The 24,789-nt window shown below is 72.2% G+C and carries 20 protein-coding genes; 8 read left to right on the top strand and 12 right to left on the bottom strand.

The features are described 5' to 3' along the window. Window positions 1-16 precede the first annotated feature (16 nt). From ACZ3ZD_RS26980 to bldG, 3 genes are all read right to left on the bottom strand, one after another. A complete protein-coding gene (locus ACZ3ZD_RS26980; RefSeq protein WP_467402327.1) occupies window positions 17-2,422 on the bottom strand; it encodes a sodium-translocating pyrophosphatase in 2,406 nt (801 codons plus the stop codon). 298 nt (window positions 2,423-2,720) lie between these two features. After that, window positions 2,721-3,152 carry an ATP-binding protein gene (locus tag ACZ3ZD_RS26975; RefSeq protein WP_467402325.1) on the bottom strand — a complete coding sequence of 144 codons (432 nt, stop codon included), beginning with the start codon at window positions 3,150-3,152 and terminating at the stop codon, window positions 2,721-2,723. A gap of 202 nt (window positions 3,153-3,354) precedes the next feature. After that, entirely contained in the window at window positions 3,355-3,696 is a 342-nt protein-coding gene (gene bldG / locus ACZ3ZD_RS26970) for an anti-sigma factor antagonist BldG (protein ID WP_103840429.1), read from the bottom strand. An 83-nt stretch (window positions 3,697-3,779) separates the two neighbouring features. On the opposite strand from bldG, the gene ACZ3ZD_RS26965 reads away from it, so the two are divergent. Continuing rightward, window positions 3,780-6,260 carry a DEAD/DEAH box helicase gene (locus ACZ3ZD_RS26965; RefSeq protein ID WP_467402322.1) on the top strand — a complete coding sequence of 827 codons (2,481 nt, stop codon included), beginning with the start codon at window positions 3,780-3,782 and terminating at the stop codon, window positions 6,258-6,260. A 48-nt stretch (window positions 6,261-6,308) separates the two neighbouring features. On the opposite strand, the gene ACZ3ZD_RS26960 is transcribed toward ACZ3ZD_RS26965, so the two are convergent. The 7 genes from ACZ3ZD_RS26960 to ssd form a co-directional block, all read right to left on the bottom strand. Continuing rightward, complete coding sequence (locus ACZ3ZD_RS26960) at window positions 6,309-6,716, bottom strand: Rv3654c family TadE-like protein (protein ID WP_467402318.1); 408 nt, start codon at window positions 6,714-6,716, stop codon at window positions 6,309-6,311. 266 nt (window positions 6,717-6,982) lie between these two features. Continuing rightward, window positions 6,983-7,333, bottom strand: coding sequence for a TadE family type IV pilus minor pilin (locus ACZ3ZD_RS26955; RefSeq protein WP_467402314.1), 351 nt, complete (start codon window positions 7,331-7,333; stop codon window positions 6,983-6,985). Between the two features lie 22 nt (window positions 7,334-7,355). After that, complete coding sequence (locus tag ACZ3ZD_RS26950; protein WP_467402312.1) at window positions 7,356-7,556, bottom strand: DUF4244 domain-containing protein; 201 nt, start codon at window positions 7,554-7,556, stop codon at window positions 7,356-7,358. Window positions 7,557-7,635: 79 nt separating this feature from the next. Next, window positions 7,636-8,415, bottom strand: a complete 780-nt coding sequence (locus ACZ3ZD_RS26945; protein ID WP_467402310.1) for a type II secretion system F family protein — start codon at window positions 8,413-8,415, stop codon at window positions 7,636-7,638. A 237-nt stretch (window positions 8,416-8,652) separates the two neighbouring features. Continuing rightward, window positions 8,653-9,507 (bottom strand): type II secretion system F family protein, encoded by an 855-nt coding sequence (locus tag ACZ3ZD_RS26940; protein WP_467402308.1) that lies wholly within the window; start codon window positions 9,505-9,507, stop codon window positions 8,653-8,655. 49 nt (window positions 9,508-9,556) lie between these two features. After that, complete coding sequence (locus ACZ3ZD_RS26935) at window positions 9,557-10,768, bottom strand: TadA family conjugal transfer-associated ATPase (RefSeq protein WP_467402304.1); 1,212 nt, start codon at window positions 10,766-10,768, stop codon at window positions 9,557-9,559. Further along, window positions 10,765-11,871 (bottom strand): septum site-determining protein Ssd, encoded by a 1,107-nt coding sequence (gene ssd, locus ACZ3ZD_RS26930; protein WP_467402301.1) that lies wholly within the window; start codon window positions 11,869-11,871, stop codon window positions 10,765-10,767. The genes ACZ3ZD_RS26935 and ssd overlap by 4 nt, the downstream gene beginning before the upstream one ends. 594 nt (window positions 11,872-12,465) lie before the next feature. Between ssd and ACZ3ZD_RS26925 the strand changes: the two genes are divergently transcribed. Beyond that, complete coding sequence (locus ACZ3ZD_RS26925; RefSeq protein ID WP_467402298.1) at window positions 12,466-13,296, top strand: HAD family hydrolase; 831 nt, start codon at window positions 12,466-12,468, stop codon at window positions 13,294-13,296. A gap of 400 nt (window positions 13,297-13,696) precedes the next feature. On the opposite strand, the gene ACZ3ZD_RS26920 is transcribed toward ACZ3ZD_RS26925, so the two are convergent. Continuing rightward, window positions 13,697-14,521 (bottom strand): Fic family protein, encoded by an 825-nt coding sequence (locus tag ACZ3ZD_RS26920; protein WP_467402295.1) that lies wholly within the window; start codon window positions 14,519-14,521, stop codon window positions 13,697-13,699. Between the two features lie 101 nt (window positions 14,522-14,622). On the opposite strand from ACZ3ZD_RS26920, the gene ACZ3ZD_RS26915 reads away from it, so the two are divergent. Beyond that, a complete protein-coding gene (locus tag ACZ3ZD_RS26915) occupies window positions 14,623-15,603 on the top strand; it encodes an ATP-binding protein (protein WP_467402290.1) in 981 nt (326 codons plus the stop codon). Between the two features lie 12 nt (window positions 15,604-15,615). Here the strand turns inward: ACZ3ZD_RS26915 and ACZ3ZD_RS26910 are convergent, their stop codons facing one another. After that, the gene (locus ACZ3ZD_RS26910; protein WP_467402287.1) at window positions 15,616-16,881 is read right to left on the bottom strand and encodes a polysaccharide deacetylase family protein; all 1,266 of its coding nucleotides are present in this window, start codon (window positions 16,879-16,881) and stop codon (window positions 15,616-15,618) included. Between the two features lie 340 nt (window positions 16,882-17,221). Here ACZ3ZD_RS26910 and ACZ3ZD_RS26905 point away from each other — a divergent pair, with 340 nt between their 5' ends. The 5 genes from ACZ3ZD_RS26905 (at window position 17,222) to ACZ3ZD_RS26885 (ending at window position 24,783) form a co-directional block, all read left to right on the top strand. Next, the gene (locus ACZ3ZD_RS26905) at window positions 17,222-19,567 is read left to right on the top strand and encodes a SulP family inorganic anion transporter (protein ID WP_467402284.1); all 2,346 of its coding nucleotides are present in this window, start codon (window positions 17,222-17,224) and stop codon (window positions 19,565-19,567) included. Between the two features lie 92 nt (window positions 19,568-19,659). Further along, complete coding sequence (gene acs, locus ACZ3ZD_RS26900; RefSeq protein WP_467402282.1) at window positions 19,660-21,615, top strand: acetate--CoA ligase; 1,956 nt, start codon at window positions 19,660-19,662, stop codon at window positions 21,613-21,615. Between the two features lie 233 nt (window positions 21,616-21,848). Then, window positions 21,849-23,285: a Na+/H+ antiporter NhaA gene (gene nhaA / locus ACZ3ZD_RS26895; RefSeq protein ID WP_467402279.1), complete on the top strand. Its 1,437-nt coding sequence runs from the start codon at window positions 21,849-21,851 to the stop codon at window positions 23,283-23,285. A gap of 86 nt (window positions 23,286-23,371) precedes the next feature. Further along, window positions 23,372-23,863: a phage holin family protein gene (locus ACZ3ZD_RS26890; RefSeq protein WP_467402276.1), complete on the top strand. Its 492-nt coding sequence runs from the start codon at window positions 23,372-23,374 to the stop codon at window positions 23,861-23,863. Beyond that, window positions 23,860-24,783: an alpha/beta fold hydrolase gene (locus tag ACZ3ZD_RS26885; RefSeq protein WP_467402273.1), complete on the top strand. Its 924-nt coding sequence runs from the start codon at window positions 23,860-23,862 to the stop codon at window positions 24,781-24,783. The genes ACZ3ZD_RS26890 and ACZ3ZD_RS26885 overlap by 4 nt, the downstream gene beginning before the upstream one ends. Window positions 24,784-24,789 lie beyond the last annotated feature (6 nt).

Genomic DNA, 24,789 nt, shown 5'->3' with positions numbered 1-24,789 from the left:
GACTTGGCGACCGGTCCTACGAAACCACTGCGGCGTCCGGCGAGTTGGCGACCCGCCGGGCGCTGTCGTCGTCACCGACGGAGATCCCGCGCCGCTTGGAGATGTACACGGCCACGACGATCACCAGCAGAGCGAGGACCGCGATCCCGATCCGCGCGCCGACGTTCTTGTCGTCGCCGTAGGAGAACTTGATCACCGCGGGTGCGATGAGCAGCGAGACCAGGTTCATGACCTTCAGCAGCGGGTTGATCGCGGGGCCGGCGGTGTCCTTGAAGGGATCGCCGACCGTGTCCCCGATCACCGTGGCCGCGTGCGCCTCGCTGCCCTTGCCGCCGTGGTGGCCGTCCTCCACCAGCTTCTTGGCGTTGTCCCATGCTCCACCGGAGTTGGCCAGGAACACCGCCATCAGCGTGCCCGCGCCGATCGCGCCGGCGAGGTAGGAACCGAGCGCGCCGACGCCGAGCGTGAACCCGATGAAGATCGGCGCCATGACGGCGAGCAGACCCGGCGTGGCCAGCTCCCGCAGGGCGTCCTTGGTGCAGATGTCGACGACCCGCCCGTACTCGGGCTTCTCGGTGTAGTCCATGATCCCGGGGTGCTCGCGGAACTGCCGCCGCACCTCGAACACCACCGAACCCGCCGAACGCGACACGGCGTTGATGGCGAGTCCGGAGAAGAGGAAGACGACCGCGGCGCCCGCGATCAGCCCGACGAGGTTGTTGGGCTGCGAGATGTCCAGCGACAGGCTGAGCGGCGAGCCCGGCCCGGTCAGCTTCACGCCGACGTCCTGCACGTTGGTGGTGATCGCGTCGCGGTACGACCCGAACAGCGCCGACGCGGCGAGGACGGCGGTGGCGATGGCGATGCCCTTGGTGATGGCCTTGGTGGTGTTGCCGACCGCGTCCAGGTTGGTGAGCACCTGCGCGCCCGCGCCCTCGACGTCGCCGGACATCTCGGCGATGCCCTGGGCGTTGTCGGAGACCGGCCCGAAGGTGTCCATGGCGACGATCACGCCGACCGTGGTGAGCAGTCCGGTGCCGGCCAGCGCCACCGCGAACAGCGCCAGCATGATCGACGTACCGCCGAGCAGGAACGCGCCGTACACACCGAGCCCGATCAGCAGCGCGGTGTAGACGGCCGACTCCAGGCCCACCGAGATGCCGGACAGGACGACGGTGGCCGGGCCGGTGAGGGAGGTCTTGCCGATGTCCCGCACCGGGCGGCGGTTGGTTTCGGTGAAGTAGCCGGTCAGCTGCTGGATGACGGCGGCGAGCAGGATCCCGATGCCGACCGCGACCAGCGCGAGGATGCGCGGATCACCGGCCTTGCCCTTGATCGCCGCGTCGGTGACGCCGGCCAGTGCCGAGTACTTCGACGGCAGGTAGACGTAGACCGCGACCGCGACCAGCGCCAGGGAGATCACCGCGGAGATGAAGAAGCCGCGGTTGATCGCCGTCATACCGCTGCGGTCCTTGCGACGCGGGGCGACCGCGAAGATGCCGATCATCGCCGTGAGCACGCCGATGGCGGGCACCAGCAGCGGGAAGGCCAGCCCGGAGTCGCCGAAGGCGGCCTTGCCGAGGATCAGCGCGGCCACCAGGGTCACGGCGTACGACTCGAAGAGGTCGGCCGCCATGCCCGCGCAGTCGCCGACGTTGTCGCCCACGTTGTCGGCGATGGTCGCGGCATTGCGCGGGTCGTCCTCCGGAATGCCCTGTTCGACCTTGCCGACCAGGTCGGCGCCGACGTCGGCGGCCTTGGTGAAGATGCCGCCGCCCACCCGCATGAACATCGCGATCAGGGCGGCGCCGAGGCCGAAGCCCTCCAGCACCTTCGGGGCGTCGGCGGCGTAGACCAGCACCACACAGGAGGCGCCCAGCAGGCCGAGCCCCACCGTGAACATGCCGACGACGCCGCCCGTGCGAAATGCGATCTTCGTCGCGGTGTGCGAGACGGTGGTGAGATCCTTTTCCGGTTCGCCTTCCGCCGGTGTCGCTTCCCGGGCCGCCGCGGCGACCCTCACATTGCTGCGCACGGCGAGCCACATGCCGATATAGCCGGTGGCCGCCGAGAATGCCGCTCCGATCAGGAAGAACACCGAGCGGCCGGCCCGCTGATTCCAGTCGTCCGCGGGCAGCAGCATGAGCAGGAAGAAGACGACCACGGCGAATACGCCGAGCGTGCGCAGTTGCCGGGCGAGATACGCCTTGGCACCTTCCTGGACCGCCTCGGCGATCCGTTTCATGCTGTCGGTGCCCTCGCCGGCCGCCAGCACCTGACGGACCAGGATTCCCGCGACCACCAGCGCGGCCACGGCGACCGCCGCGATGACCGCCACGATGATCCGGTTGTCGTCCGTCAGTACCGCGGCTGCGAGGGAAGTGGGGTGACCCAACTGACGTGGGGTAGAAAGCCCCGCCATTCGTCCTCCTTGACGCTTGGGCTGAGCTCAAGATGTGGACGGATTGTAGGTACCACCGGGTGATCTAAACAGGGGACGGTAAACGGAATTGGCCTGCATGCGCCTACAGCAAACCCGAAAGAGGTAATGCCCTTGAGGCATTGACGGGCCGGTTGGGCGCTTGATCAAATTATCGGGTTTTGATCGTGAATTCCTTCACGAATTCCGATGGTCATCCGAAAACGCGACAGGGGCCCTGCTCAGCAGGGCCCCTGGGCGATTGCTCGGGGTTCGGACCGGCCCGGCCGGCCGGGTCCGGTCAGGCGAGTGCGGCGGCCGGCGGTGTCGTCGGCCAGGTCATGCGGATCAGGCCGCCGTCCTGCCCGGTGGTGACCTCCACGTCGTCGACAAGGCCGCTGATGACCGCGAGGCCCATCTCGTCCTCCTCGACCTCCGCGTCGCCGTCCTGCGCCGCTCCGGGCGTGTCGCCCGGCGTGGCGTGCGGCGCCTCATCGCCGACCTCGATGGAGAACTGTTTCTCCTCTTCGATCAGCGCCACCTTCACCGGTGCCGTGACGCCGCTGATCTGGTGCAGTCCGACGGCACGGGAGCAGGCCTCGCCCACGGCGAGCCGCACCTCGTCCAGGACGGCCTCGTCCACTCCGGCCCTGCGCGCCACCGCTGCCGCCACCAGCCGGGCGGTCCGGACGTGCTCGGGCAGCGCGCTGAAGCGGAGTTCGACGGTGGCCATGCATCCCCCTCACGACTACGGGCGTGCGGTCGGGGGCGGGGCGCCGGGCGCCCGCACCCCTGGTGTACTTCTGTGCCCGGCCCCGCCTCCCGCGCATCGTCTGCGTCGGCCCGGGACAGGACCGGCCGGACGGGGCCGGACGGCGGCCGGGCCCCCAGGGGAGCCCGACGCCGACGAGCGGTCCGGATCGGTCGGTAACCGATCAGTCGGTCGCCGACACCGCTTCCTCGACCGAGGTGTGGATCGGGAACACCTTGGTGAGGCCGGTGATCCGGAAGATCTTGAGAATGCGCTCCTGGTTACAGACCAGGCGGAGCGAGCCCTCATGGGCACGCACCCGCTTCAGGCCGCCGACCAGCACGCCGAGCCCGGTGGAGTCGAGGAAATCCACGCCCTCCATGTCCACGACGAGGTGGAAATTCCCGTCGTTCACCAGCTCGACCAGCTGCTCGCGCAGCTTGGGCGCGGTATATACGTCGATTTCGCCACCGACCTCGACGACCGTACGATCGCCGACGGTACGGGTCGACAGGGACAGGTCCACGGATCCTCCAGCACCTTGCTATCGAGCGGTTCGCCCCTCGGGCACCTCGTCTTGCGGCCCCCGGGACGACTACGCCAGCCGCGATGGCATTCAATCACTTACCGGCAGGCGTGCACGACGCCTTGACTCCATTGTCCGTCACGCCAGTGACACACTCGGTGCCGATGGCCAAGAATCACCGATCCGATCGACCCCAGGCCCACGCGGCCTCCAGCCCGTCTCCGGGCACGGTCCTGGACCGGCTCGCCTCCGGGCCGAGCCGGGCTGCGCGCATCACTCATACGGAGCACTTGCCCCCGCGTGCGGGCCGCCATGCCGTCTGGCCTGAGCGGATTCGGTCCGAGGTGATCGCCGCCGTCCAGGCGTGCGGCATCGAGCACCCCTGGGCGCACCAGGCCCTGGCCGCGGAGCACGCCCTGGACGGCGACTCGGTGGTCGTCGCCACCGGCACCGCCTCCGGCAAGTCCCTGGCGTACCTCGTGCCCGTCCTGTCCACCCTTCTGGTCGGCGCCGAGGCGCCGAACGGCCGCGGCGCCACCGCCCTCTACCTGTCCCCCACCAAGGCGCTCGCGGCGGACCAGTGCCGGGCGGTGAAAAAACTTTCACAACCCCTCGGCACCTCGGTACGCCCGGCCGTGTACGACGGCGACACACCGTTCGAGGAGCGGGAGTGGATCCGCCAGTACGCCAACTACGTCCTGACCAACCCAGACATGCTGCACCGCGGGATACTCCCCTCCCACCCGCGCTGGTCCTCCTTCCTGAAGTCGCTCAAATACGTCGTCATCGACGAGTGCCACACCTACCGGGGCGTCTTCGGCTCACACGTCGCCCAGGTGCTGCGCCGGCTGCGCCGCCTGTGCGCCCGCTACGGCTCCTTCCCCGTGTTCCTGCTGGCCTCGGCGACCGCCGCCGAGCCCGCTGTCGCCGCCCGCCGGCTGACCGGCCTGCCGGTCGTGGAGGTCGCCGACGACGCCTCCCCGCGCGGAGAGCTGGTCTTCGCCCTCTGGGAGCCCCCGTTGACCGAACTGCAGGGCGAGCGGGGCGCACCCGTACGGCGTACCGCCACGGCCGAGACCGCCGACCTGCTGACCGACCTGACCGTGCAGGGCGTGCGCTCGGTCGCCTTCGTGCGTTCCCGGCGCGGCGCCGAGCTGATCTCGGTGATCGCCCAGGAACGGCTCGTCGAGGTCGACCGCTCCCTGGTCCGGCGTGTCGCGGCCTACCGCGGCGGCTACCTCCCCGAGGAGCGCCGCGCCCTGGAACGCGCCCTGCACTCCGGTGAACTCCTCGGCCTCGCCGCCACGACGGCCCTGGAACTGGGCGTTGACGTCTCGGGTCTGGACGCGGTGGTGATCGCCGGCTACCCGGGCACCCGCGCCTCCCTGTGGCAGCAGGCGGGCCGCGCCGGCCGCGCCGGCCAGGGCGCCCTCGCGATCCTCGTCGCCCGCGACGACCCGCTGGACACCTTCCTGGTCCACCACCCCGAGGCCCTGTTCGACCGGCCGGTGGAATCCACGGTCCTCGACCCCGACAACCCCTACGTCCTCGCCCCGCACCTGTGCGCCGCCGCCGCGGAGCTGCCGCTGACCGAGGAGGACCTGGACCTCTTCGGCCCCGGCTGCGCGGACGTGCTGCCGCAGCTGGAGGCCGCGAAGCTGCTCCGCCGCCGGACCAAGGCCTGGCACTGGACCCGGCGGGAACGGGCCGCCGACCTCACCGACATCCGCGGCGCCGGCGGCCGCCCGGTGCAGGTCGTCGAGTCCGGCACGGGCCGCCTGCTCGGCACGGTCGACGCGGGCGCCGCGCACTCCACGGTCCATGAGGGCGCCGTCCACCTGCACCAGGGCCGCACCTACCTCGTACGGTCCCTGGACCTGGAGGACTCCGTCGCCCTGGTCGAACAGGCCGACCCGCCGTACTCCACGGTCGCCCGCGACACCACGGCCATCTCCATCCTGGAGACGGACACCGAGATCCCGTGGGGCGCCGGCCGCCTCTGCTACGGCTCGGTGGAGGTCACCAACCAGGTGGTCTCCTACCTCCGCAGACGCCTGATCACCGGCGAAGTGCTGGGCGAGACGAAACTCGACCTCCCTCCTCGTACGTTGCGTACCCGCGCGGTGTGGTGGACGGTCACCGAGGACCAGCTGGACGAGGCCCGGATCACCCCGGAGATCCTCGGCGGCTCCCTGCACGCCGCGGAGCACGCCTCCATCGGCATGCTGCCCCTCTTCGCGACCTGCGACCGCTGGGACATCGGCGGCGTCTCGATCCCGCTGCACCCTGACACGCTGCTCCCGACGGTCTTCGTCTACGACGGCCACCCCGGCGGCGCGGGCTTCGCCGAGCGCGCCTTCCACACCGCCCGCGCGTGGCTCGCCGCCACCCGCGAGGCCATCGCCTCCTGCGAATGCGAGGCCGGCTGCCCGTCCTGCATCCAGTCCCCCAAGTGCGGCAACGGCAACGACCCCCTGCACAAGCGGGGAGCGGTCCGCCTCCTCACGGTGCTGCTCAGAGGGGCGCCGAACGAGGGGGCGGTGGGGGCCGAGGAGAGGGGTTAGGGGCGGGCTCCCCGTGGCCGGCGGCGGAGGCTGGGGCGGGCCGACGGTTCACCGGCGTCCGGGCCGCTCGACACCTCCCCCTGCCGGAGCGTCCGGCGCGCGCGGGGCGGCAGGCGGTGCGGCCCGGGACCCGTCCGGTGCGCCGGGCGGGAGCGAACCCCCCGACCTCACCGGTCCCGCCGGCGTCGGCCCCGCCGGTCCCGCTCTCGCCCTCACTTCCGCCGTGAACGGCCCCCGCCCCGCGGCCGCCGTCACCTCCGAGGTGTCGCCCACGATCGCGCACCGCACCAGCCGCACCTCCTGGGCCGCCGCCAGCCGCTTGGCCCTGGCACAGGCCGCCGCGCCGCCCTCGGCCCAGTGGTCCGCCGCAGCGAGCGCGGCCAGGTCGGCGCCGCCGGCCGCCCGGTGCCGTACGACGACGGCCTGCCCGAGCGCGAGCACGGCACCGAACACCACGCACAGCACGGCGATCGCGCCCAGACTCCAGACGGTGGCTGACCCCCGGTCGGAGTCCTGCCCCCGCCCGGAACCCCCGGTCCCCCTGCCCGGTACCTCACTCCCGCCCGGTCGGCCGCTCCACCACCGGCGCGCACACCCAGCCCACGGCCGGCGCAAGCACCCGACCCACGGCCGGCGCGAGCATCCGACCCACCGTCGGCGCAGGGGCCCGGACCTCTGCCGGCCAACGGCGCGTCCCTGCCCGCGGCCCACGTCACCGCACGTCACGGCCCCGCCTCCCCCGCTCCCGGTGGCGCCCCCACCGTCTCCTCGGCGAGCGCCACGGCCTCCTCCCGTACCTCGAACGGCAACCCGCTCAGCACCGGCGGCCTGGCCACCACCGTCACGCGGACCCGGTCGCCCTCGCGGGCGACGCTGACCCGTGCTCCCCGCGGTGCCGCTTCCCGGGTCACCGTCACCACCGCGTCGGCCGGGTCCTGACGGGCGGCGGCCCGGGCGCCCGCACGAGCCGCGTCCACGCACTCGATCTGCGCGGCCACCACGAGCAGCCCCCAGACCAGCGCCATCGTGAACGCCACCAGCACGGACAGCACCACGGCCGCCTCCGCGGTCACGAACCCCCGGTCACCGCCTCGCTCACATCCGCGCACTGAGCGCCTTCTTCACGATGTCCTGCAGCTCCGCCTGGACCTGGCCGCTGTTGACGACCTTGAAGAGCACGAACGCGAACGCGACGGCCGCGATGATGCCCATCGCGTACTCGGACGTCACCATTCCGGCGTCCTGACGGCACGCCCCGCGCCACCGGACCGCCGCTTTCCTGATCTTCCTGAACATCTCAACCCCCGTGAGGCCGTGTGTGGTTGCCGTCTTCCGGCGCTTACCTGATGTCTTCGCGCTGATCCGCTCTCATGCCTCACCTCCCTCCCATCGCCTCGCCCGCCAGTCCGATCACGACGGGCAGCACCCCGACCGCGATGAACGCGGGCAGGAAGCACAGGCCGACCGGAGCGGAGATCAGTACGGCCGCCCGGCGGGCCCGGGCCGTCGCAGCGCGGGCCCACTCCGCGCGCGCGTCGGACGCGAGGCGGGTGACCGGGCCGGCGGCGGGCAGCCCGGACTGGTCGGCCCGCTCCAGCAGCCGGGCCAGCACCCCGGCACCTGGAAGCGCCGCCAAGCTCCGCCAGGCGTCCGCCGGTTCACCACCGAGCCGGACCTCCGCCGCGCCGCGCGCCAGGGCCTGCCCGACAGGGCCGCCGAGGGCCTCCCCCACCGCATGGGCGGCGATCACCGGACCGGCGCCGGCCGCGATGCAGGCGGCCAGCAGGTCGGCGGCGAGCGGGAGTTGCCGCGCGGCTCCCTCGGCGTCGATCGCCTCCTGGTCACGGGCGGCGGTCTGCCGGCCCCGCCACCGCCACAGCAGCACCCCCGCACCCAGCCCGAGCAGGCTTCCGGCGATCCCGCCGACCAGCACCCAGACCCCACACGCCGCCCCGGCCGCCGGCAGCCAACGCCGTACCGCGCCGGGGATCACCCACCGCGGTCCGGCCGCTGCCGCTTCGAGCCCCAGCAGCTCGGCCACCCGGCGCCGCGCCCGGCGCCGCCGCCGTGCCAGCTCCGTCCGCCGGACGGCCCAGCCGAGGGCCAGCACCACGGCCACCACCATCCCCAGCCTGTGGACGACTTCCCCGCTCATACCGCCCGCCCTCTCCCCGCCATCCGAACCTCCGCACCGCGCACCGAACCGCACACCGGACCACGCACCGAACCACCCGCCAACCGCCTGCCACTGCCTCCGCACACGACCGGCCTCACACCGCCCGCTCCTTCATGGCCACACCCCCGCTTCACACCGCCCCTGCCGCCAACACCCCCGCCTCACCCCCTCTGCCGCCAACACCCCCCGCCCCGCGCCCCCACCGACACGACCGCCTCACCCCGCCTCCGCCCCCCGCACGATCCGCACCGCCCACCACAGCCCGGCCACCTCGAACACCGCCCCGGCCGTCAGGCAGCCGAGGCCCGCCCCGGTGTGCAGCAGGACCCGTAGGGGGTTCGCGCCCATGGCCGTACCGAGGAGCAGGCCGAGGGCGGGTAGGGCGGCGAGCAGCACGGCGGTGGCCCGGGCGCCCGACACCTGCGTGCGCAGGTCGGCGCGTTGGTCGCGCTCGGCACGCAGGGCCCCGTCCAGCCGGTCCAGGCCGGCGGCGAGCCCGGCGCCCTGGTCCACGGCCACCCGCCAGCACGCCGCGAGTCCGAGCAGGCCTTCCGCGCCCGGCTGCCGCGCTGCCGCGGCGAGCGCGCCGGGCACGTCCCCGCCGAACCGTGCCGCCGCCACCACGGCGGCCTGTGCTTCACCGAGCCCGCCGGAGTCCCGCGCGGCCCGCAGCAGCGCCTCTCCCGGCTGCCGTCCGGCCCGCACCTCCCCGGCGAGGGCACCGCACAGGGCGATCACCGCGTCGGCCCGCCGCTCCCGGGTGAGCCGGGCCTGCCGGGCCAGCCTCATCCGGCGCAGCACGGGCACCCCGGCCGCCCCCGCGACGGCCGGAATCACCGAGGCCCCCAGCAGGGCGATCACGAGCCCGGCGACGAGCGCCCACCACTCGGTTCCCCACCGGCGCCGCAGTTCCGCGACGGCCTGCTCCCAGGCGGGCGGCCCGGTCGCCACCACCCCGCCGTCGGCCAGCAGCAGCCGTGCCCGCCGCACCCCGTAGTGCCGCCCGCCCAGCGTCCAGACCAGCGCACCGAAGCAGACCAGCGCGGCTCCCAGTGGCGTCTCACCGATCATTCCGGTCACCTCTCCCCCACTCCACGCATCCCAGCCGTCATCGCGAGACTCACCGGCCCCTTCCGTCATCCACGAGGGCGCTCCCGAAGTCCGCGGGAACCCCCAGCAGTTGCCGCAACCGCTCCCACCCCCGCTCCCGCGCGAACGCCCGCTCGTCCCAGCGCAGGGCCGGTACCGTCCGCACCAGCCCGGTGCCGTCCCGCTCCAGCACATGCACCTCGGCGATCCGGCGCCGCCCGGACCGGTCCCGCACGAGGTGCACCACCACGGAGAGGGCGGCCGCCAACTGGCTGTGCAGCGCGGCCCGGTCCAGCCCGGCGGCCGTGGCCAGCGCCTCCAGCCGGGCCGGCACGTCCGCGGCAGCGTTGGCATGGACCGTGCAGCAGCCGCCTTCGTGGCCGGTGTTGAGGGCCGCGAGCAGGTGCACGACCTCGGGGCCGCGCACCTCGCCGACCACCAGGCGGTCCGGCCGCATCCGCAGCGCCTGGCGCACCAGGTCCTCGAGGCTGACCTGGCCGGCGCCCTCCTGGTTGGGGGGCCGGGTCTCCAGCCGGACGACGTGCGGGTGGTCCGGCCTCAGCTCGGCCGAGTCCTCGGCGAGCACGATCCGCTCCCCCGGTCCGACGAGCCCGAGCAGGGCGCTCAGCAGGGTCGTCTTGCCGCTCCCGGTGCCGCCGCTGACCAGGAAGGACAGCCGCGCCTGGAGCAGCGCTCGCAGGATCCGGTCGCCGCCGGGCGGCACCGTGCCGGCCGCGACGAGTTCCTCGACCGTGAAGGCCCGGGGCCGTACCACCCGCAGGGCCAGGCAGGTGCAGCCGACGGCCACCGGGGGCAGGACCGCGTGCAGCCGGGTGCCGTCGGGCAGCCGGGCGTCCGCCCAGGGCCGGGCGTCGTCCAGCCGGCGCCCGGCCACGGCGGCCAGCCGCTGCGCGAGACGTCGTACGGCCGCCGCGTCGGGGAAGGTCACCGCCGTCAGCTCCAGGCCGCCGCCGCGGTCCACCCACACCCGGTCGTGGGCGGAGACCAGGACGTCGGTGACGTCGGGGTCGGCGAGCAGCGGCTCCAGCGGGCCGGTGCCGACGAGTTCGGAGCGCAGGTGTGCGGCCGCGCCGAGCACCTCCGCGTCGCCGAGCACCCGGCCCTGTTCACGCAGCGCCTGGGCCACGCGCGCGGGGGTGGGTTCGGCGCCGCTCTCGGCGAGCCAGCGGCGGACGCCGTCGAGCAAGGCCGCGCCGTCGGCCCGGTCGAGCCCCGGGGTCATCGGGTGCCTCCCGCCTCGACCAGGGCGCGCTCCCAGAAGTGCGCGCAGAAGCGGGCGAGCGGGCCGCGTCCGGTGACGCCCGGCGGTTTCGCGCCGCCCTGCGGGCGCAGCAGCGCCGGTTCCACGGGCACCTCACCGGCCAGCGGCAGGGCGAGCAGCCGGGCCACCTCGTGGCCGTCCAGGCCGGGCGCGTACGGCCCGCGGACCGCCACCCGCAGGTCGCGAACGACCATGCCGACGGCGGAGGCGACACGGCCGGCCGCCGCGACCGCCCGGAGTTCGGCCGGGACGACGAGCAGGACGAGGTCCAGCTGGGCGAGGGCTTCGGCTACTCCGTCGTCGAGACGGCGGGGCAGGTCGACCACGACCGTGCCGCCGCGCCGCCGGGCGGCGGCCAGCACCGCGCGGACCGCGGGCGGCGGAATGGCGACGCTGTCGCCGCGGTCCCAGCTGAGTACGCGCAGGGAGTGCAGTTCGGGCAGCGACTCCTCCAGGGCGCCGCCGCCGACCCGGCCGCGGGAGGCGGCGAAGGCGGGCCAGCGCAGTCCTTCGGCGCTCTCACCGCCGAGGAGGACGTCGAGTCCGCCGCCGAGCGGATCGGCGTCCACCAGGAGTGTGCGCAGTCCCTCGCGCGCGGAGGTGACGGCGAGCGCACACGCGAGCGTGGACGCGCCGGCCCCGCCCCGGCCGCCGATCACCCCGACGGTGAGGGCCGGACGGCCGATGCCCTCGGCGACGTCGGCGATGCGGTCGACCAGCCATGACTCGCCGTCGGGAAGCATCAGGACGTGGTCGGCGCCGATCTGGACGGCTCGTTTCCACACCCCCGAGTCGTCCTGATCGCGGCCCACCAGGACCACACCGGGCCGGCGGACGGCCCCGCGCACCCGGCGGGCGGCGTCGTCGCCGACGAGCACGAGCGGCGCGGTCGCCCACCGGTCGTCGGATTCCGGTACGCCGTGGTGGACCTCGGGCGTGGCGCCCGCCGCCGCGCACAGGCGCAGCAGATCGTCCAGGAGAGTGGCGTCCTCGGTGACGATGAGCGGCATTCCGGGCCTGTCCGCGGGACCGGGTGGCGGATCGTGGGTGACGGTTCCGGTCACGGGTGTTCCCCCTTCGCTGCGCGGGCCGCGCAGCCCCTGCGGCCACGCGATTCCCAAAGGTGTGAAGAACCGGCAAGCGGCCTCCATATGAACGGCCGGCACAAACCGGCCATACGCGCTCCGGCAATCGGAACCGGCCATGAACTCGCCGCGGCCGGAGTGCGCTCGAATCACGGTGCAGCGATCCGCGAAATGATGTGGATCTTGGTCGAAAACTGTGGACAGACCCGGGCCTGTGAATATCTCCGTCACCCATACCGGTGACCCCTGTACTGATCCCTGTGCGACTTTCCACAGAGCAGTCTGATGATTACGTTCAGTAGCCAATCATGGGCATGACGAAGGTGCGGCCACGGCGGCGCGCTGCCGGCCGTACGACCGCATGGAGAAGGGAGGGCGGCGAGAAAACGCGTCCGGACATGCGACGACCCCCGCCGGGGGGGAGAGCGGGGGTCGTCCCCACGGCCGACTCGGGGGGGGGAGGAGTCGGACCGGGTTAGCACGGTCGCGAACGATCCGTGACTTCCATGGTGTACCCGAGAGCCCTCTCAGGCAAACCCACACGCCCCACCTTACGCCGAATGGTGGGCGCCTATGCTCAGGGACGTGGAAAACCACTCCTTGCCCCGCGCAGCAGCCTTCTTTGACCTGGACAAGACGGTCATTGCGAAGTCGAGCACGCTCACCTTCAGCAAGTCCTTCTACCAAGGCGGACTGATCAACCGCCGGGCCGCACTGCGTACCGCATACGCCCAGTTCGTCTTCCTCGCCGGCGGCCTGGACCACGACCAGATGGAGCGCATGCGCGAGTATCTCTCCGCACTGTGCCGCGGCTGGAACGTCCAGCAGGTGCGGGAGATCGTCGCCGAGACCCTGCACGATCTGATCGACCCGATCATCTACGACGAGGCCGCCTCCCTCATCGAGGAGCACCACGCGGCCGGCCGGGACGTCGTGATCGTGTCCACCTCGGGCGCCGAGGTCGTGGAGCCGATCGGCGAGCTGCTGGGCGCGGACCGGGTGGTCGCCACCCGCATGGTCGTCGGCGAGGACGGCTGCTTCACCGGAGAGGTGGAGTACTACGCCTACGGACCGACCAAGGCCGAGGCCGTCAGGGAGCTGGCCGTGTCCGAGGGGTACGACCTCGACCGCTGCTACGCCTACAGCGACTCGGCGACCGACCTGCCGATGCTCCGGACGGTCGGCCACGCGCACGCCGTGAACCCCGATCGCGCGCTGCGCCGCGAGGCGCTCGCGCGCGGGTGGCCGGTTCTGGAGTTCCGCCGTCCGGTCCCGCTCAAGAAGAGGCTGCCCGGGTTCTCCGTACCGCCCCGCCCGGCGCTGGTCGCGGCGGCCGCCGTAGGCGCGGCGGCGGCGACCGCCGGCCTCGTCTGGTTCGCCAACCGACGGCGCGGCACCGCCTGAACGGGCGTCCGTTTCATCCTGTTTGAAGCCGAAAGTAAAGAAGTGCGAGCTGGGGTTCCGCTTCCTCCCGGCTCGCGGTACAAAGAAGGTAGGCCCGCGAGACCAAAGGACATCCGCGAGGATCCCCTACCACTACGCACCTGGCCCCACGGACCCCGCATGGACACCGGGCACCCACGCGACGTCGACCCGTCGATTACGGGCCAGCCGCACCAGGTGACGGGCAAAGCATCCCGACCTGATGGGCGAATATCGAGGACGCTTGGTAACTGGGTGGACATGCCAGCGGCGGCACGAGAAATCGTGCCGCCGCAACCCTTGTCCGGGCCCCGCACCACTTGCCCAGGCCCCGCAACCCTTGTCCGGGCCCCGCCACCCTTGTCCGGGCCCGCGATCCGGCTCAGGCGGCGCCGCGCTGCAGCGCCTCGCACACCGCGGTCGACTCGCGCACACCCAGTTCCACCGCACGGCCGCAGTGGGCGATCCAGGCCGCCATGCCCTCGGGGGTGCCGGAGGTGTATCCGTCCAGAGCCGACAGGTAGGAGGCGCGGCCCAGTTCGGCGTGGCCGACCTCGGCCGGACAGACCGCCTTCGGGTCCAGGCCGCTGCCGATCAGCACGATCCGCTCCGCCGCGCGCGCGACCAGGCCGTTGTGGGACGTGAAGGGGCGCAGGGCGAGCAGTTCGCCGTGGACCACCGCGGCCGTCACCAGCGCGGGCGCGGAGGTGCCGGCGATGATCAGGTCCGCCAGTCCCTCCAGCCGGCCCGAGACCTCCTCGGCGTCCGGCAGCGGCAGCTCGATCAGGGGCTCCTGCACCGGCTCCCCGGCCTGGCGCGGCCTGCCGACCTGGTCGTCGCCGCTCGCCGCCGCCACCAGGTGCAGCCGGGCCAGCACCCGTAGGGGCGACTGGCGCCAGATGGACAGCAGCTGCCCCGCCTCCGCGGTGAGGCGCAGGGCCGAGCCCATGACGCGGGCCTCGGGATCGACGCCGAAGTCGGTTCGCCGGCGCACCTCTTCCAGGGCCCAGTCCGCGCCGGAGAGCGCCGCCGAGCCGCGGGCGCCGCGCAGGGCCGCTTCGGAGGTGATCTCGTTGCTGCGCCGCCGCATGACCCGGTGCCCGTAGACCCGGTCCACGGCCTTGCGCACGGATTCCACGGACTCGGCCACACCGGGCAGCGAGCCCAGGGCCGCGAGCGGGTCGGCGGTCGCGCCTGTCGTACTCATGAGTACGACACTACGCACCCCACCGGCAGACCCCACGAAGGAGTGGTCTTCTTCACTTCCTCATGACACGTACAGCTATCGCTCGACTACCCTTGGTGAACATGAAAATTGCTTTCGTCGGGAAGGGCGGCAGCGGCAAGACCACGCTCTCCTCCCTCTTCATCCGCCATCTCGTGGCCGCGGGTGCCCCCGTGGTCGCCATCGACGCGGACATCAACCAGCACCTCGGTCCCGCGCTCGGCCTCAGCGAGCAGGAGACGGCCGCACTGCCCGCCATGGGCGAACAGCTGTCGCTGATCAAGGACTACCTGCGCGGCAACAACCCGCGCATCGCCTCGTCCGCGACGATGATCAAGACGACCCCGCCCGGCGAGGGCTCCCGGCTGGTCCGGGTCCGCGAGCCCAACCCGGTCTACGACGCCTGTGCGCGTCCGGTGGAACTCGACGGCGGCGCCGCCCGTTTGATGGTCACGGGACCCTTCACGGACGCCGACCTGGGGGTCGCCTGCTACCACTCCAAGACGGGAGCGGTGGAGCTGTTCCTGAACCACCTCGTCGACGGCCCCGACGAGTACGTCGTGGTCGACATGACGGCCGGTTCGGACTCCTTCGCCTCCGGCATGTTCACACGCTTCGACATGACGTTCCTCGTCGCCGAACCGACCCGGAAGGGGGTGTCCGTCTACCGCCAGTACAAGGAGTACGCGCGTGACTTCGGCGTCGCCCTGAAGGTCGTCGGCAACAAGATCCAGGAGCCGGACGACATCGACTTCCTGCGCGCGGAGGTCGGCGCCGACCTGCTCGTGACGGTCGGCCGCTCGGACTGGGTACGTGCCATGGAGAAGGGCCGGCCGCCCCGGTTCGACCTCCTGGAGGAGGCCAACGCCCGTGCCCTGGAGACGCTCAGGGCCGCCGCCGACGCCACCTATGCGGAGCGCGACTGGGAGCGCTACACGCGCCAGATGGTGCACTTCCACCTGAAGAACGCCGAGTCCTGGGGCAACGAGCGCACCGGGGCCGACCTGGCCGCGCAGGTCGACCCCCACTTCGTGCTCGGCGAGAGTATGGCGGCGCCGGTCTGACGTCTCCCCCGTCTACGACCTGTCCGCCGGCGCCCCGGGCACACCCTTGGGCGCCGGGGCCGGGTGGCCCGACAGGAAGGACGCCCAGCCCCGCCGGGGCGCCTCGCCGACCTGCAGCGTGCGCAGCTTCGCCAGGGTCTGCGGGTCCTGGGCGTCCAGCCAGTCGGCCAGCTGGTGGAAGGAGACACAGCGCACCTCGGGCTTGGTACACACCTCCTTGACCACGTCCTCGACGGCGCGCATGTAGGTGCCGCCGTTCCAGGACTCGAAGTGGTTGCCGATGATCAGAGGCGCGCGGTTGCCGTCGTAGGCGCGGTAGAAGCCCTTGAGGAGGCCGTCGCGCATCTGGTCGCCCCAGTAGTCGAACTTGTCGGGGTCGCCCTGGGTCTCGGTGCCGGACTGGTTGACCATGAAGTTGTAGTCCATGGTCAGCTGCTCGTAGGTGTGGCCCGGGAAGGGCACCAGCTGCATGGACAGGTCCCACAGGCCCTGCTTCTTCTTGGGCCACAGCTGGTTGTTCACTCCGCTGGAGTCGTAGCGGAAGCCGAGCTGGCGGGCGGCCTTGGTGAAGTTCTTCTGCCCTTCCAGGCAGGGGGTGCGGGCGCCGATCAGCTCCTTGTCGTAGTCGAAGGGGAGCGGGGCCGCCTGCTTCATGCCGGTGTTGGTCCGCCAGGACTTCACGAACTTCTTGGCCTGGGCGATCTCGCTCTTCCACTCGTCCACCGACCAGGTGCCGACCCCGCCGTCGGGCCCGCAGAAGTGGCCGTTGAAGTGGGTGCCGATCTCGTTCCCCTCCTGCCAGGCCAGTCGTACCTGTTCGAGGGTGTCGGTGATGCCCTGCTCGTCGTTGAAGCCGATGTCGGAGCTGCCCGGCGCGTGCTGCGGCGGCTTGTACAGCTCGCGCTTCTCCTTGGGCAGCAGGTACACGCCGCTCAGGAAGAAGGTCATCGTCGCGTTGTTCTCCTTGGCGACCTCGCGGAAGTGCGAGAACAGCTTCTGGCTGTCCTCGCCCGCGCCGTCCCACGAGAACACGACGAACTGCGGGGGCTTCTGACCGGGGCTCAGGCGCTCGGCTCGGGGCAGATGCGGCTGGGACCCGGTGTACGCGGTCGATCCGTCGCCGATCGGCCGCAGGACGCTGCCCGGGGCCGGCGCCCCCTGGTCCGGTCCGGGCGCTCCTTCCTTCGTGCCGCTGGAGTCGGTCGCGCAACCGGCGAGCGACGCCGCACAGGCCGCGGCGACCATGGCGCCGACGGCGATCCTCTGGGTGGCGGCCATCTTCCGCCCACCTTCTTCCTTCTCTCAGGCACACACTGACGAGGGTCGTTTTCTGGGGATGTGCCGGTCTTGTACCGACAGCGCCGCCAAGGTCGCACGGGGATCGAGAAGGAATTAATACGACAAGCCGACTAACTGCTTACTTCACTCCGTAGGGCGATCCGCTGCCCCGTTTGCCCCGTAAAACTATGCTCTGTCTTTACGTGGCATGACGATTCTTTTACCGAGCGTTGCTTCATCCCGCCGCTGCACGCCGTGACCCACGGCCGCGACCGAGTCCGCCCATCACCGCGGCTCCCCACCCAGTCCGCGACCGCGCCGCCCCGGAGGAGACGGGAACATGCCAGCCTGCGCACCCCCTCACGCCCAGCACCCCCACCCGCCCCGCGACCCCGCACCCCCGCCCCGCCGCTTCCCCGTGGCCGGCGCCGACCTGTCCGCGGCCGTCGCCGTCTTCCTGATCGCCCTGCCCCTCTCCCTCGGCATCGCCCTGGCCACCGGCGCCCCGCTCCAGGCCGGCCTCGTCGCCGCCGGGGTCGGCGGGATCGTCGCCGGCCGGCTGGGCGGCTGCCCCCTGCAGGTCAGCGGCCCCGCAGCCGGACTCACCGTGGTCACCGCCGATCTGATCCACCGTTACGGCTGGCGGGTGACCTGCGGCATCACCGTCCTCGCCGGTCTGGCCCAGCTCGGCCTCGGCTGCCTGCGCGTGGCACGCGGCGCGCTCGCGGTCAGCCCGGCCGTGGTGCACGGCATGCTCGCCGGTATCGGCATCACCATCGCCGTCGCCCAGCTGCACATCGTCCTCGGCGGCAGCCCGGACAGCTCCGTCCTCGCCAACCTGCGGCAACTGCCCGCCCAGTTGGCGCACCTGGATCCGGCGGCCGTGTCGATGAGCGCGCTGACCCTGACCCTGCTGCTGGCCTGGCCGCGGCTGCCCGGCCGGGCGGGCCTGCTGCTGCGCCGGGTGCCGGCCGCCCTCGTCGCCGTCACCGGGGCCGCCGTGACCGCCGCCCTCGCCGGCCTGACCCTGCCCCGGGTGGGGCTGCCGTCCTGGCACAGCCACGCCCTGGCCGGACTGCCCGAGGGCCCGGCGCTCGGCATCGCGGCCGCCGTGCTCACCACCACCCTGGTGTGCAGCGTGCAGTCGCTGCTCGGCGCGGTGGCCGTGGACAAGCTGGTCGCCGCCCGGCCCGGCCCGCAGTCCCACGTCGGCCGCTCCGACCTGGACCGCGAACTGCTCGGCCAGGGAGCCGCCAACATCGTCTCCGGGGCCCTCGGCGGACTGCCGATCGCGGGCGTGGCCGTGCGCAGTACCGCGAATGTGAGATCGGGTGCGGTCAGCCGGAACTCCACGATGCTGCACGGCGTTCTCGTAGTAGTCGCCGCGCTGCTGATGGTCCCGGTGCTGGAGGAGATCCCGCTCGCCTCCCTCGCCGCCCTGGTGATGGCCGTCGGCATCCAGATGGTGTCCCTGCACCACATCCGCACGGTGACACGCCACCGCGAAGTGCCGGTCTACGCCGCGACCACACTCGGCGTGGTGGCCCTCGGCGTCCTGCAGGGCGTGCTCCTCGGGGTCGCCGTGGCGGTCGCCCTCGCCCTGCACCGCCTCGCCCACACCCGTATCACCCACGACGAGAAGGAAGGAGTCCATCACGTACGGATCCGAGGTCAGCTGACCTTCCTCGCGGTGCCCCGGCTCAGCAGAGCCCTGCATCTCGTACCCCAGGGCGCCCACGCCGTCGTGGAGTTGGACGGTTCGTTCATGGACCACGCGGCATACGAGTCACTGCAGGACTGGCGCAGTGCCCACACCGCGCGGGGAGGCACGGCCGACCTGGCCGGCCGGCGCGGCGGAATCCGGACCGCCGAGCGGGCCCCGGCGACCGAGTGCCGGTGCCGCCCCTGGACCCCCTGGCGCAACCACCAGTCCTGCGTCACCACGGCCCCCGCCGCCCCGGCGGGGCGGGAGGCCGGATGTGAACTGGCGCGTGGGATCAGCTCGTTCCAGCGGAACACCGCCCCGCTGGTGCGCGGGGAGCTGGCGCGACTCGCCCGGGAGGGCCAGCGGCCGTCACAGCTCTTCCTCACCTGCGCCGACTCCCGTCTCGTCACGTCGATGATCACCGCCAGTGGTCCCGGCGATCTGTTCGTCGTCCGCAACGTCGGCAACCTGGTGCCGCCACCGGGCGGAGAGCACGGCGACGACTCGGTGGCCGCCGCCGTCGAGTACGCGGTGGAGGTGCTCGGCGTGCGCTCCATCACGGTGTGCGGGCACTCGGGGTGCGGGGCGATGCAGGCGCTGCTGACCTGTGGGACCGGCCAGGGCGACACCCCGCTGCGGCGGTGGCTGCGGCACGGGCTGCCGAGCCTGGCGCGGACGGCCGGCGACCTCCGTGACCGGCCCCGGCTGACCGGGCGGCCCCCCGCGGACGCGGTCGAGCTGCTGTGCCTGGCCAACGTGGTCCAGCAGCTGGCGCACCTGCGGGAGCACGCACCGGTCGCCCGGGCGCTGGCCAGGGGGGAACTGGAGCTGCACGGCATGTACTTCCACGTGGGCGAGGCACAGGCGTACCTGCTCGCACCGGCGGAAGGAGGAACGGTGTTCGAGCACGTCACGGATGGCGTCGCCGGAGGTGAGGAGGCATACGGGTGGGTGCGGGCCACCAGCCCCGGACAGGTCTAAACCAATTTTTCGGCCGACCCTTGTCACCGGCCCCCCGCGTCTGATGAGCTGTGGTCTGGGACACAACGGACACCCTTGGAAAGGGAGATGTCGTGAGCAACGAGAGCCTGGCCAACCTGCTCAAGGAAGAACGCAGGTTCGCGCCGCCGGCCGACCTGGCAGCGCACGCCAACGTCACCGCGGAGGCGTATGAACAGGCCAAGGCTGACAGACTCGGCTTCTGGGCCGAGCAGGCCCGCCGGCTGACCTGGGCCAAGGAACCGACCGAGACGCTGGACTGGTCGAACCCGCCGTTCGCGAAGTGGTTCAAGGACGGTGAGCTGAACGTCGCGTACAACTGCGTGGACCGGCATGTGGAGGCCGGGCACGGGGACCGTGTCGCCATCCACTTCGAGGGCGAGCCCGGCGACAGCCGCGCGATCACCTACGCGGAGCTGAAGGACGAGGTCTCCAGGGCCGCCAACGCCCTGCTGGAGCTGGGCGTACGCAAGGGCGACCGGGTCGCCATCTACATGCCGATGATCCCGGAGACCGCGATCGCGATGCTGGCCTCGGCCCGTATCGGCGCGGCGCACTCGGTGGTCTTCGGCGGCTTCTCGGCGGACGCGCTCGCGACCCGGATCGAGGACGCGGACGCGCGTGTCGTCATCACCGCCGACGGCGGCTACCGGCGCGGCAAGCCGTCCGCGCTCAAGCCCGCCGTGGACGAGGCGGTCGGCAAGGCCGGCAACGTCGAGCACGTGCTGGTGGTGCGCCGTACCGGCCAGGAGGTCGCCTGGGACGGCGAGCGGGACGTGTGGTGGCACGAGCTGGTGGACCGGCAGTCCGCCGCGCACACCCCGGAGGCGTTCGAGGCGGAGCACCCGCTGTTCATCCTCTACACCTCGGGTACGACCGGTAAGCCGAAGGGCATCCTGCACACCTCCGGCGGCTACCTCACCCAGACGGCCTACACCCACTGGGCGGTCTTCGACCTCAAGCCGGAGACGGACGTGTACTGGTGCACGGCCGACGTCGGCTGGGTGACCGGCCACTCGTACATCGTGTACGGCCCGCTGGCCAACGGCGCGACGCAGGTGATGTACGAGGGCACCCCGGACACCCCGCACCAGGGCCGGTTCTGGGAGATCGTCCAGAAGTACAAGGTCTCGATCCTCTACACCGCCCCGACCGCGATCCGGACGTTCATGAAGTGGGGAGACGACATCCCCGCCAAGTTCGACCTGTCCTCCCTGCGCGTCCTGGGCTCGGTGGGCGAGCCCATCAACCCCGAGGCGTGGATCTGGTACCGCAAGCACATCGGCGCCGACGCCACGCCGGTCGTGGACACCTGGTGGCAGACCGAGACCGGCGCCATGATGATCTCGCCGCTGCCGGGCGTCACCGAGGCGAAGCCGGGTTCGGCACAGCGTCCGCTGCCCGGTATCAGCGCCACCGTCGTGGACGACGAGGCGAACGAGGTGCCGGACGGCGGCGGTGGCTATCTGGTGCTGACCGAGCCGTGGCCGTCGATGCTGCGCACCATCTGGGGCGACGACCAGCGGTTCCTGGACACCTACTGGTCCCGCTTCGAGGGCAGGTACTTCGCCGGGGACGGGGCGAAGAAGGACGACGACGGCGACATCTGGCTGCTGGGCCGGGTGGACGACGTGATGCTCGTCTCCGGGCACAACATCTCCACCACCGAGGTGGAGTCGGCGCTGGTCTCGCACCCGTCGGTCGCCGAGGCCGCCGTCGTGGGCGCCACCGACGAGACCACCGGCCAGGCCATCGTCGCCTTCGTGATCCTGCGCGGTACGGCCTCGGAGACCGAGACGCTCCTCGGCGAGCTGCGCGACCACGTCGGCGCCACGCTCGGCCCGATCGCCAAGCCGAAGCGGATCATGCCGGTGGCCGAGCTGCCCAAGACCCGCTCCGGCAAGATCATGCGCCGGCTGCTGAGGGACGTCGCCGAGAACCGGCAGCTCGGTGACGTGACCACGCTGACGGACTCCACGGTCATGGACCTCATCCAGGCCAAGCTGCCCGCGGCCCCCAGCGAGGACTGATCCGCACCCCGTGGGGCACCCGGCCGCCAGGCGTGCCGGATGCCCCACGGGCCCCCAGGGCTCCAAAGGCTCCAAGGGCTCCAAGGGCTCCAAGGGCTCCTCGGTGGAGATCACCGCTCCCGGCGCGGCGACACTTTAGGTAAAGTAAACAAAGTGCCGCGGGAGGCGGCACGCCAGGGTGCGCCGGGAAGTCTGGTCGGCATGTGAGTTCCGCCTGCCCCCGGAGGTTTCCCGTGACCGCGCCCAGCACCAGTCCCCGCAAGGTCCTCGGCCGTCTGTCCCTGCCCGAGCGCACCTTCGTGGCGGACGCGCTGCGCACCGAGACCGTCGGCGGCGTCCTGCTCCTCCTCGCCTCCGTGGCCGCACTGCTCTGGGCGAACATCCCCGGCCTGGGCGAGAGCTACGAGACGGTCAGCCACTTCCACCTCGGCCCCGGCGCCCTCGGCCTGAACCTCTCGATCGCCCACTGGGCCGCCGACGGCCTGCTCGCCGTGTTCTTCTTCGTCGCCGGCATCGAGCTGAAGCGCGAACTGGTCGCCGGGGACCTGCGCGACCCCAGGGCGGCCGTGCTGCCCGTGGTGGCCGCGCTGTGCGGGATGGTCGTACCGGCGCTCGTCTACACGCTCACCAACCTCACCGGGGGCGGCTCCACGCAGGGCTGGGCCGTACCCACCGCCACCGACATCGCCTTCGCGCTCGCCGTCCTCGCGGTCATCGGCACCTCTCTGCCCAGCGCCCTGCGCGCCTTCCTGCTCACCCTCGCGGTCGTCGACGACCTCTTCGCGATCCTGATCATCGCCGTGTTCTTCACCGAGCGGCTGAACTTCGCCGCGCTCGGCGGGGCCGCCGCCGGCCTCGCGGTCTTCTGGCTGCTGCTGCGCAAGGGCGTACGCGGCTGGTACGTGTACGTGCCGCTCGCGGTGGTCGTCTGGGCGCTGATGTACAACAGCGGCGTGCACGCCACCATCGCCGGCGTGGCGATGGGCCTGATGCTGCGCTGCACCACCCGGGAAGGGGAGGAGCACTCGCCGGGCGAGCACGTCGAGCATCTGGTGCGGCCCCTGTCGGCCGGGCTCGCCGTACCGCTGTTCGCGCTGTTCAGCGCCGGTGTGTCGATATCCGGCGGGGCGCTCGCGGACGTGTTCGCCCGGCCCGAGACGCTCGGCGTCGTCCTCGGCCTGGTCGTGGGCAAGACGGTCGGCATCTTCGGCGGCACCTGGCTGACCGCCCGCTTCACCCGGGCGGAGCTGAGCGAGGACCTGGCATGGGCCGACCTGTTCGCGGTGGCGTCCCTCGCCGGGATCGGGTTCACGGTCTCGCTGCTCATCGGCGGGCTGGCCTTCGAGGGCGACGCCGTACTCACCGGCGAGGTGAAGGCGGCCGTACTCACCGGCTCGCTGATCGCGGCGGCCTGCGCCACCGTGCTGCTGAAGCTGCGCAACGCCAAGTACCGCAGGCTGTGCGAGGACGAGGAGCGCGACGAGGACCAGGACGGCATCCCCGACGTGTACGAGCAGGACGACCCGGCGTACCACCTGCGCATGGCCGAGATCCACGAGCGCAGGGCCGCCGAGCACCGGCGGCTGGCCGCCGAGCGGGCGGCCGGGGCACGCCACGGTCTTGCGGAAGTGCCGGGCGGGGCAGGCGATGAGGGCGACCGTCCGGCATGATCTGACGAGACGGTACAAATCAAGACGGTACGCAAGACGTACGACACCGTACGAGACCGTACGACAGACCTCAGAGGGAGAACGCGATGAGCGCACCCGACGGCAGCCCGGTCGGCACCGAACGCAGCATCGGCCAGCTGTTCGCCTCGGCGACGACCGAATTGTCGGCGCTGGTGCACGACGAGATCGCACTGGCCAAGGCCCAGCTCAAGCAGGACGTGAAGCGCGGCGCGGTCAGCGGCGGGGCGTTCTCCGCCGCCGGCGCGGTGCTGGTGTTCTCCCTGCCGATGCTCAACTTCGCGCTGGCGTACGGCATCAGGACCTGGAGCGGCTGGAACCTGGCCGTCTGCTTCCTGCTGTCCTTCGCGGCCAACGTGCTCGTCGCCGGACTCCTCGGGCTGATCGGCGTGATGTTCGCGAAGAAGGCCAAGAAGAGTAAGGGCCCGCAGATGGTGGCCGCCTCGGTGAAGCAGTCCGCGGGCGTCCTGCAGAACGCCAAGCCGCACCCGCGGCGCCCGGAGCTGACCGAGGAGCAGACTCCCGCGGCCATCGAGGCTGTGGCACGCTCGTCGTCATGACGGAACCCGCCGCCCACACGGCCGTACGGATCGAAGGTCCCTGGAGTCACAGGGACGTCGCCGCGAACGGCGCGCGCTTCCACATCGCCGAACTCGGCGACGGCCCCCTGGTGCTGCTCCTGCACGGCTTCCCGCAGTTCTGGTGGACGTGGCGGCACCAGCTGACCGCGCTCGCCGACGCGGGCTACCGGGCGGTGGCCATGGACCTGCGGGGCGTCGGCGGCAGCGACCGCACACCGCGCGGGTACGACCCCGCCAACCTCGCCCTGGACGTCACCGGGGTCATCCGCTCGCTCGGCGAGCCGGACGCCGCGCTGGTCGGCCACGACCTCGGCGGCTATCTGGCGTGGACGGCGGCGGCCATGCGGCCCAAGCTGGTACGGCGCTTGGCCGTGGTGTCCATGCCCCATCCGCGGCGCTGGCGCGCGGCGATGCTGCGCGACGCCCGGCAGACGGCCGCCAACTCCTACATCTGGGGATTCCAGCGGCCCTGGCTGCCCGAGCGTCAACTGACCGCCGACGACGGCGCGCTGACGGGCCGGCTGATCCGCGACTGGTCCGGGCCGCGGCCGCCGGAGGACGCGACCGTGGAGACGTACCGGCGGGCGATGTGCATCCCCTCCACCGCGCACTGCGCGATCGAGCCGTACCGCTGGCTGGTGCGCTCCCTGGCCCGCCCGGACGGCCTGCAGTTCTACCGCCGGATGAAGCGGCCCGTGCGGGTGCCGACGCTGCATCTGCACGGCTCGCTGGACCCGGTGACCCGCACGCGCAGCGCGGCCGGTTCCGGCGAGTACGTCGAAGCGCCGTACCGCTGGCGGCTGTTCGACGGCCTGGGTCACTTCCCGCACGAGGAGGACCCGGTGGCGTTCAACACCGAGCTGGTCAACTGGCTGAAGGACCCCGAGCCCGACCGGTGACGCAAC

The sequence above is a fragment of the Streptomyces sp. NPDC023481 genome, from assembly GCF_055560195.1.
This window is presented reverse-complemented; position numbering and strand designations above follow the sequence as displayed.

Bases quoted from the DNA above. Each gene is read 5' to 3' on its own strand.
- ACZ3ZD_RS26980 (WP_467402327.1), bottom strand. From the start codon at position 2,422: ATGGCGGGGCTTTCTACCCCACGTCAGTTGGGTCACCCCACTTCCCTC.
- ACZ3ZD_RS26975 (WP_467402325.1), bottom strand. From the start codon at position 3,152: ATGGCCACCGTCGAACTCCGCTTCAGCGCGCTGCCCGAGCACGTCCGG.
- ACZ3ZD_RS26965 (WP_467402322.1), top strand. From the start codon at position 3,780: ATGGCATTCAATCACTTACCGGCAGGCGTGCACGACGCCTTGACTCCA.
- ACZ3ZD_RS26950 (WP_467402312.1), bottom strand. From the start codon at position 7,556: ATGTTCAGGAAGATCAGGAAAGCGGCGGTCCGGTGGCGCGGGGCGTGC.
- ACZ3ZD_RS26945 (WP_467402310.1), bottom strand. From the start codon at position 8,415: ATGAGCGGGGAAGTCGTCCACAGGCTGGGGATGGTGGTGGCCGTGGTG.
- ACZ3ZD_RS26940 (WP_467402308.1), bottom strand. From the start codon at position 9,507: ATGATCGGTGAGACGCCACTGGGAGCCGCGCTGGTCTGCTTCGGTGCG.
- ACZ3ZD_RS26935 (WP_467402304.1), bottom strand. From the start codon at position 10,768: ATGACCCCGGGGCTCGACCGGGCCGACGGCGCGGCCTTGCTCGACGGC.
- ACZ3ZD_RS26925 (WP_467402298.1), top strand. From the start codon at position 12,466: ATGCTCAGGGACGTGGAAAACCACTCCTTGCCCCGCGCAGCAGCCTTC.
- ACZ3ZD_RS26920 (WP_467402295.1), bottom strand. From the start codon at position 14,521: ATGAGTACGACAGGCGCGACCGCCGACCCGCTCGCGGCCCTGGGCTCG.
- ACZ3ZD_RS26915 (WP_467402290.1), top strand. From the start codon at position 14,623: ATGAAAATTGCTTTCGTCGGGAAGGGCGGCAGCGGCAAGACCACGCTC.
- ACZ3ZD_RS26910 (WP_467402287.1), bottom strand. From the start codon at position 16,881: ATGGCCGCCACCCAGAGGATCGCCGTCGGCGCCATGGTCGCCGCGGCC.
- ACZ3ZD_RS26905 (WP_467402284.1), top strand. From the start codon at position 17,222: ATGCCAGCCTGCGCACCCCCTCACGCCCAGCACCCCCACCCGCCCCGC.
- ACZ3ZD_RS26890 (WP_467402276.1), top strand. From the start codon at position 23,372: ATGAGCGCACCCGACGGCAGCCCGGTCGGCACCGAACGCAGCATCGGC.
- ACZ3ZD_RS26885 (WP_467402273.1), top strand. From the start codon at position 23,860: ATGACGGAACCCGCCGCCCACACGGCCGTACGGATCGAAGGTCCCTGG.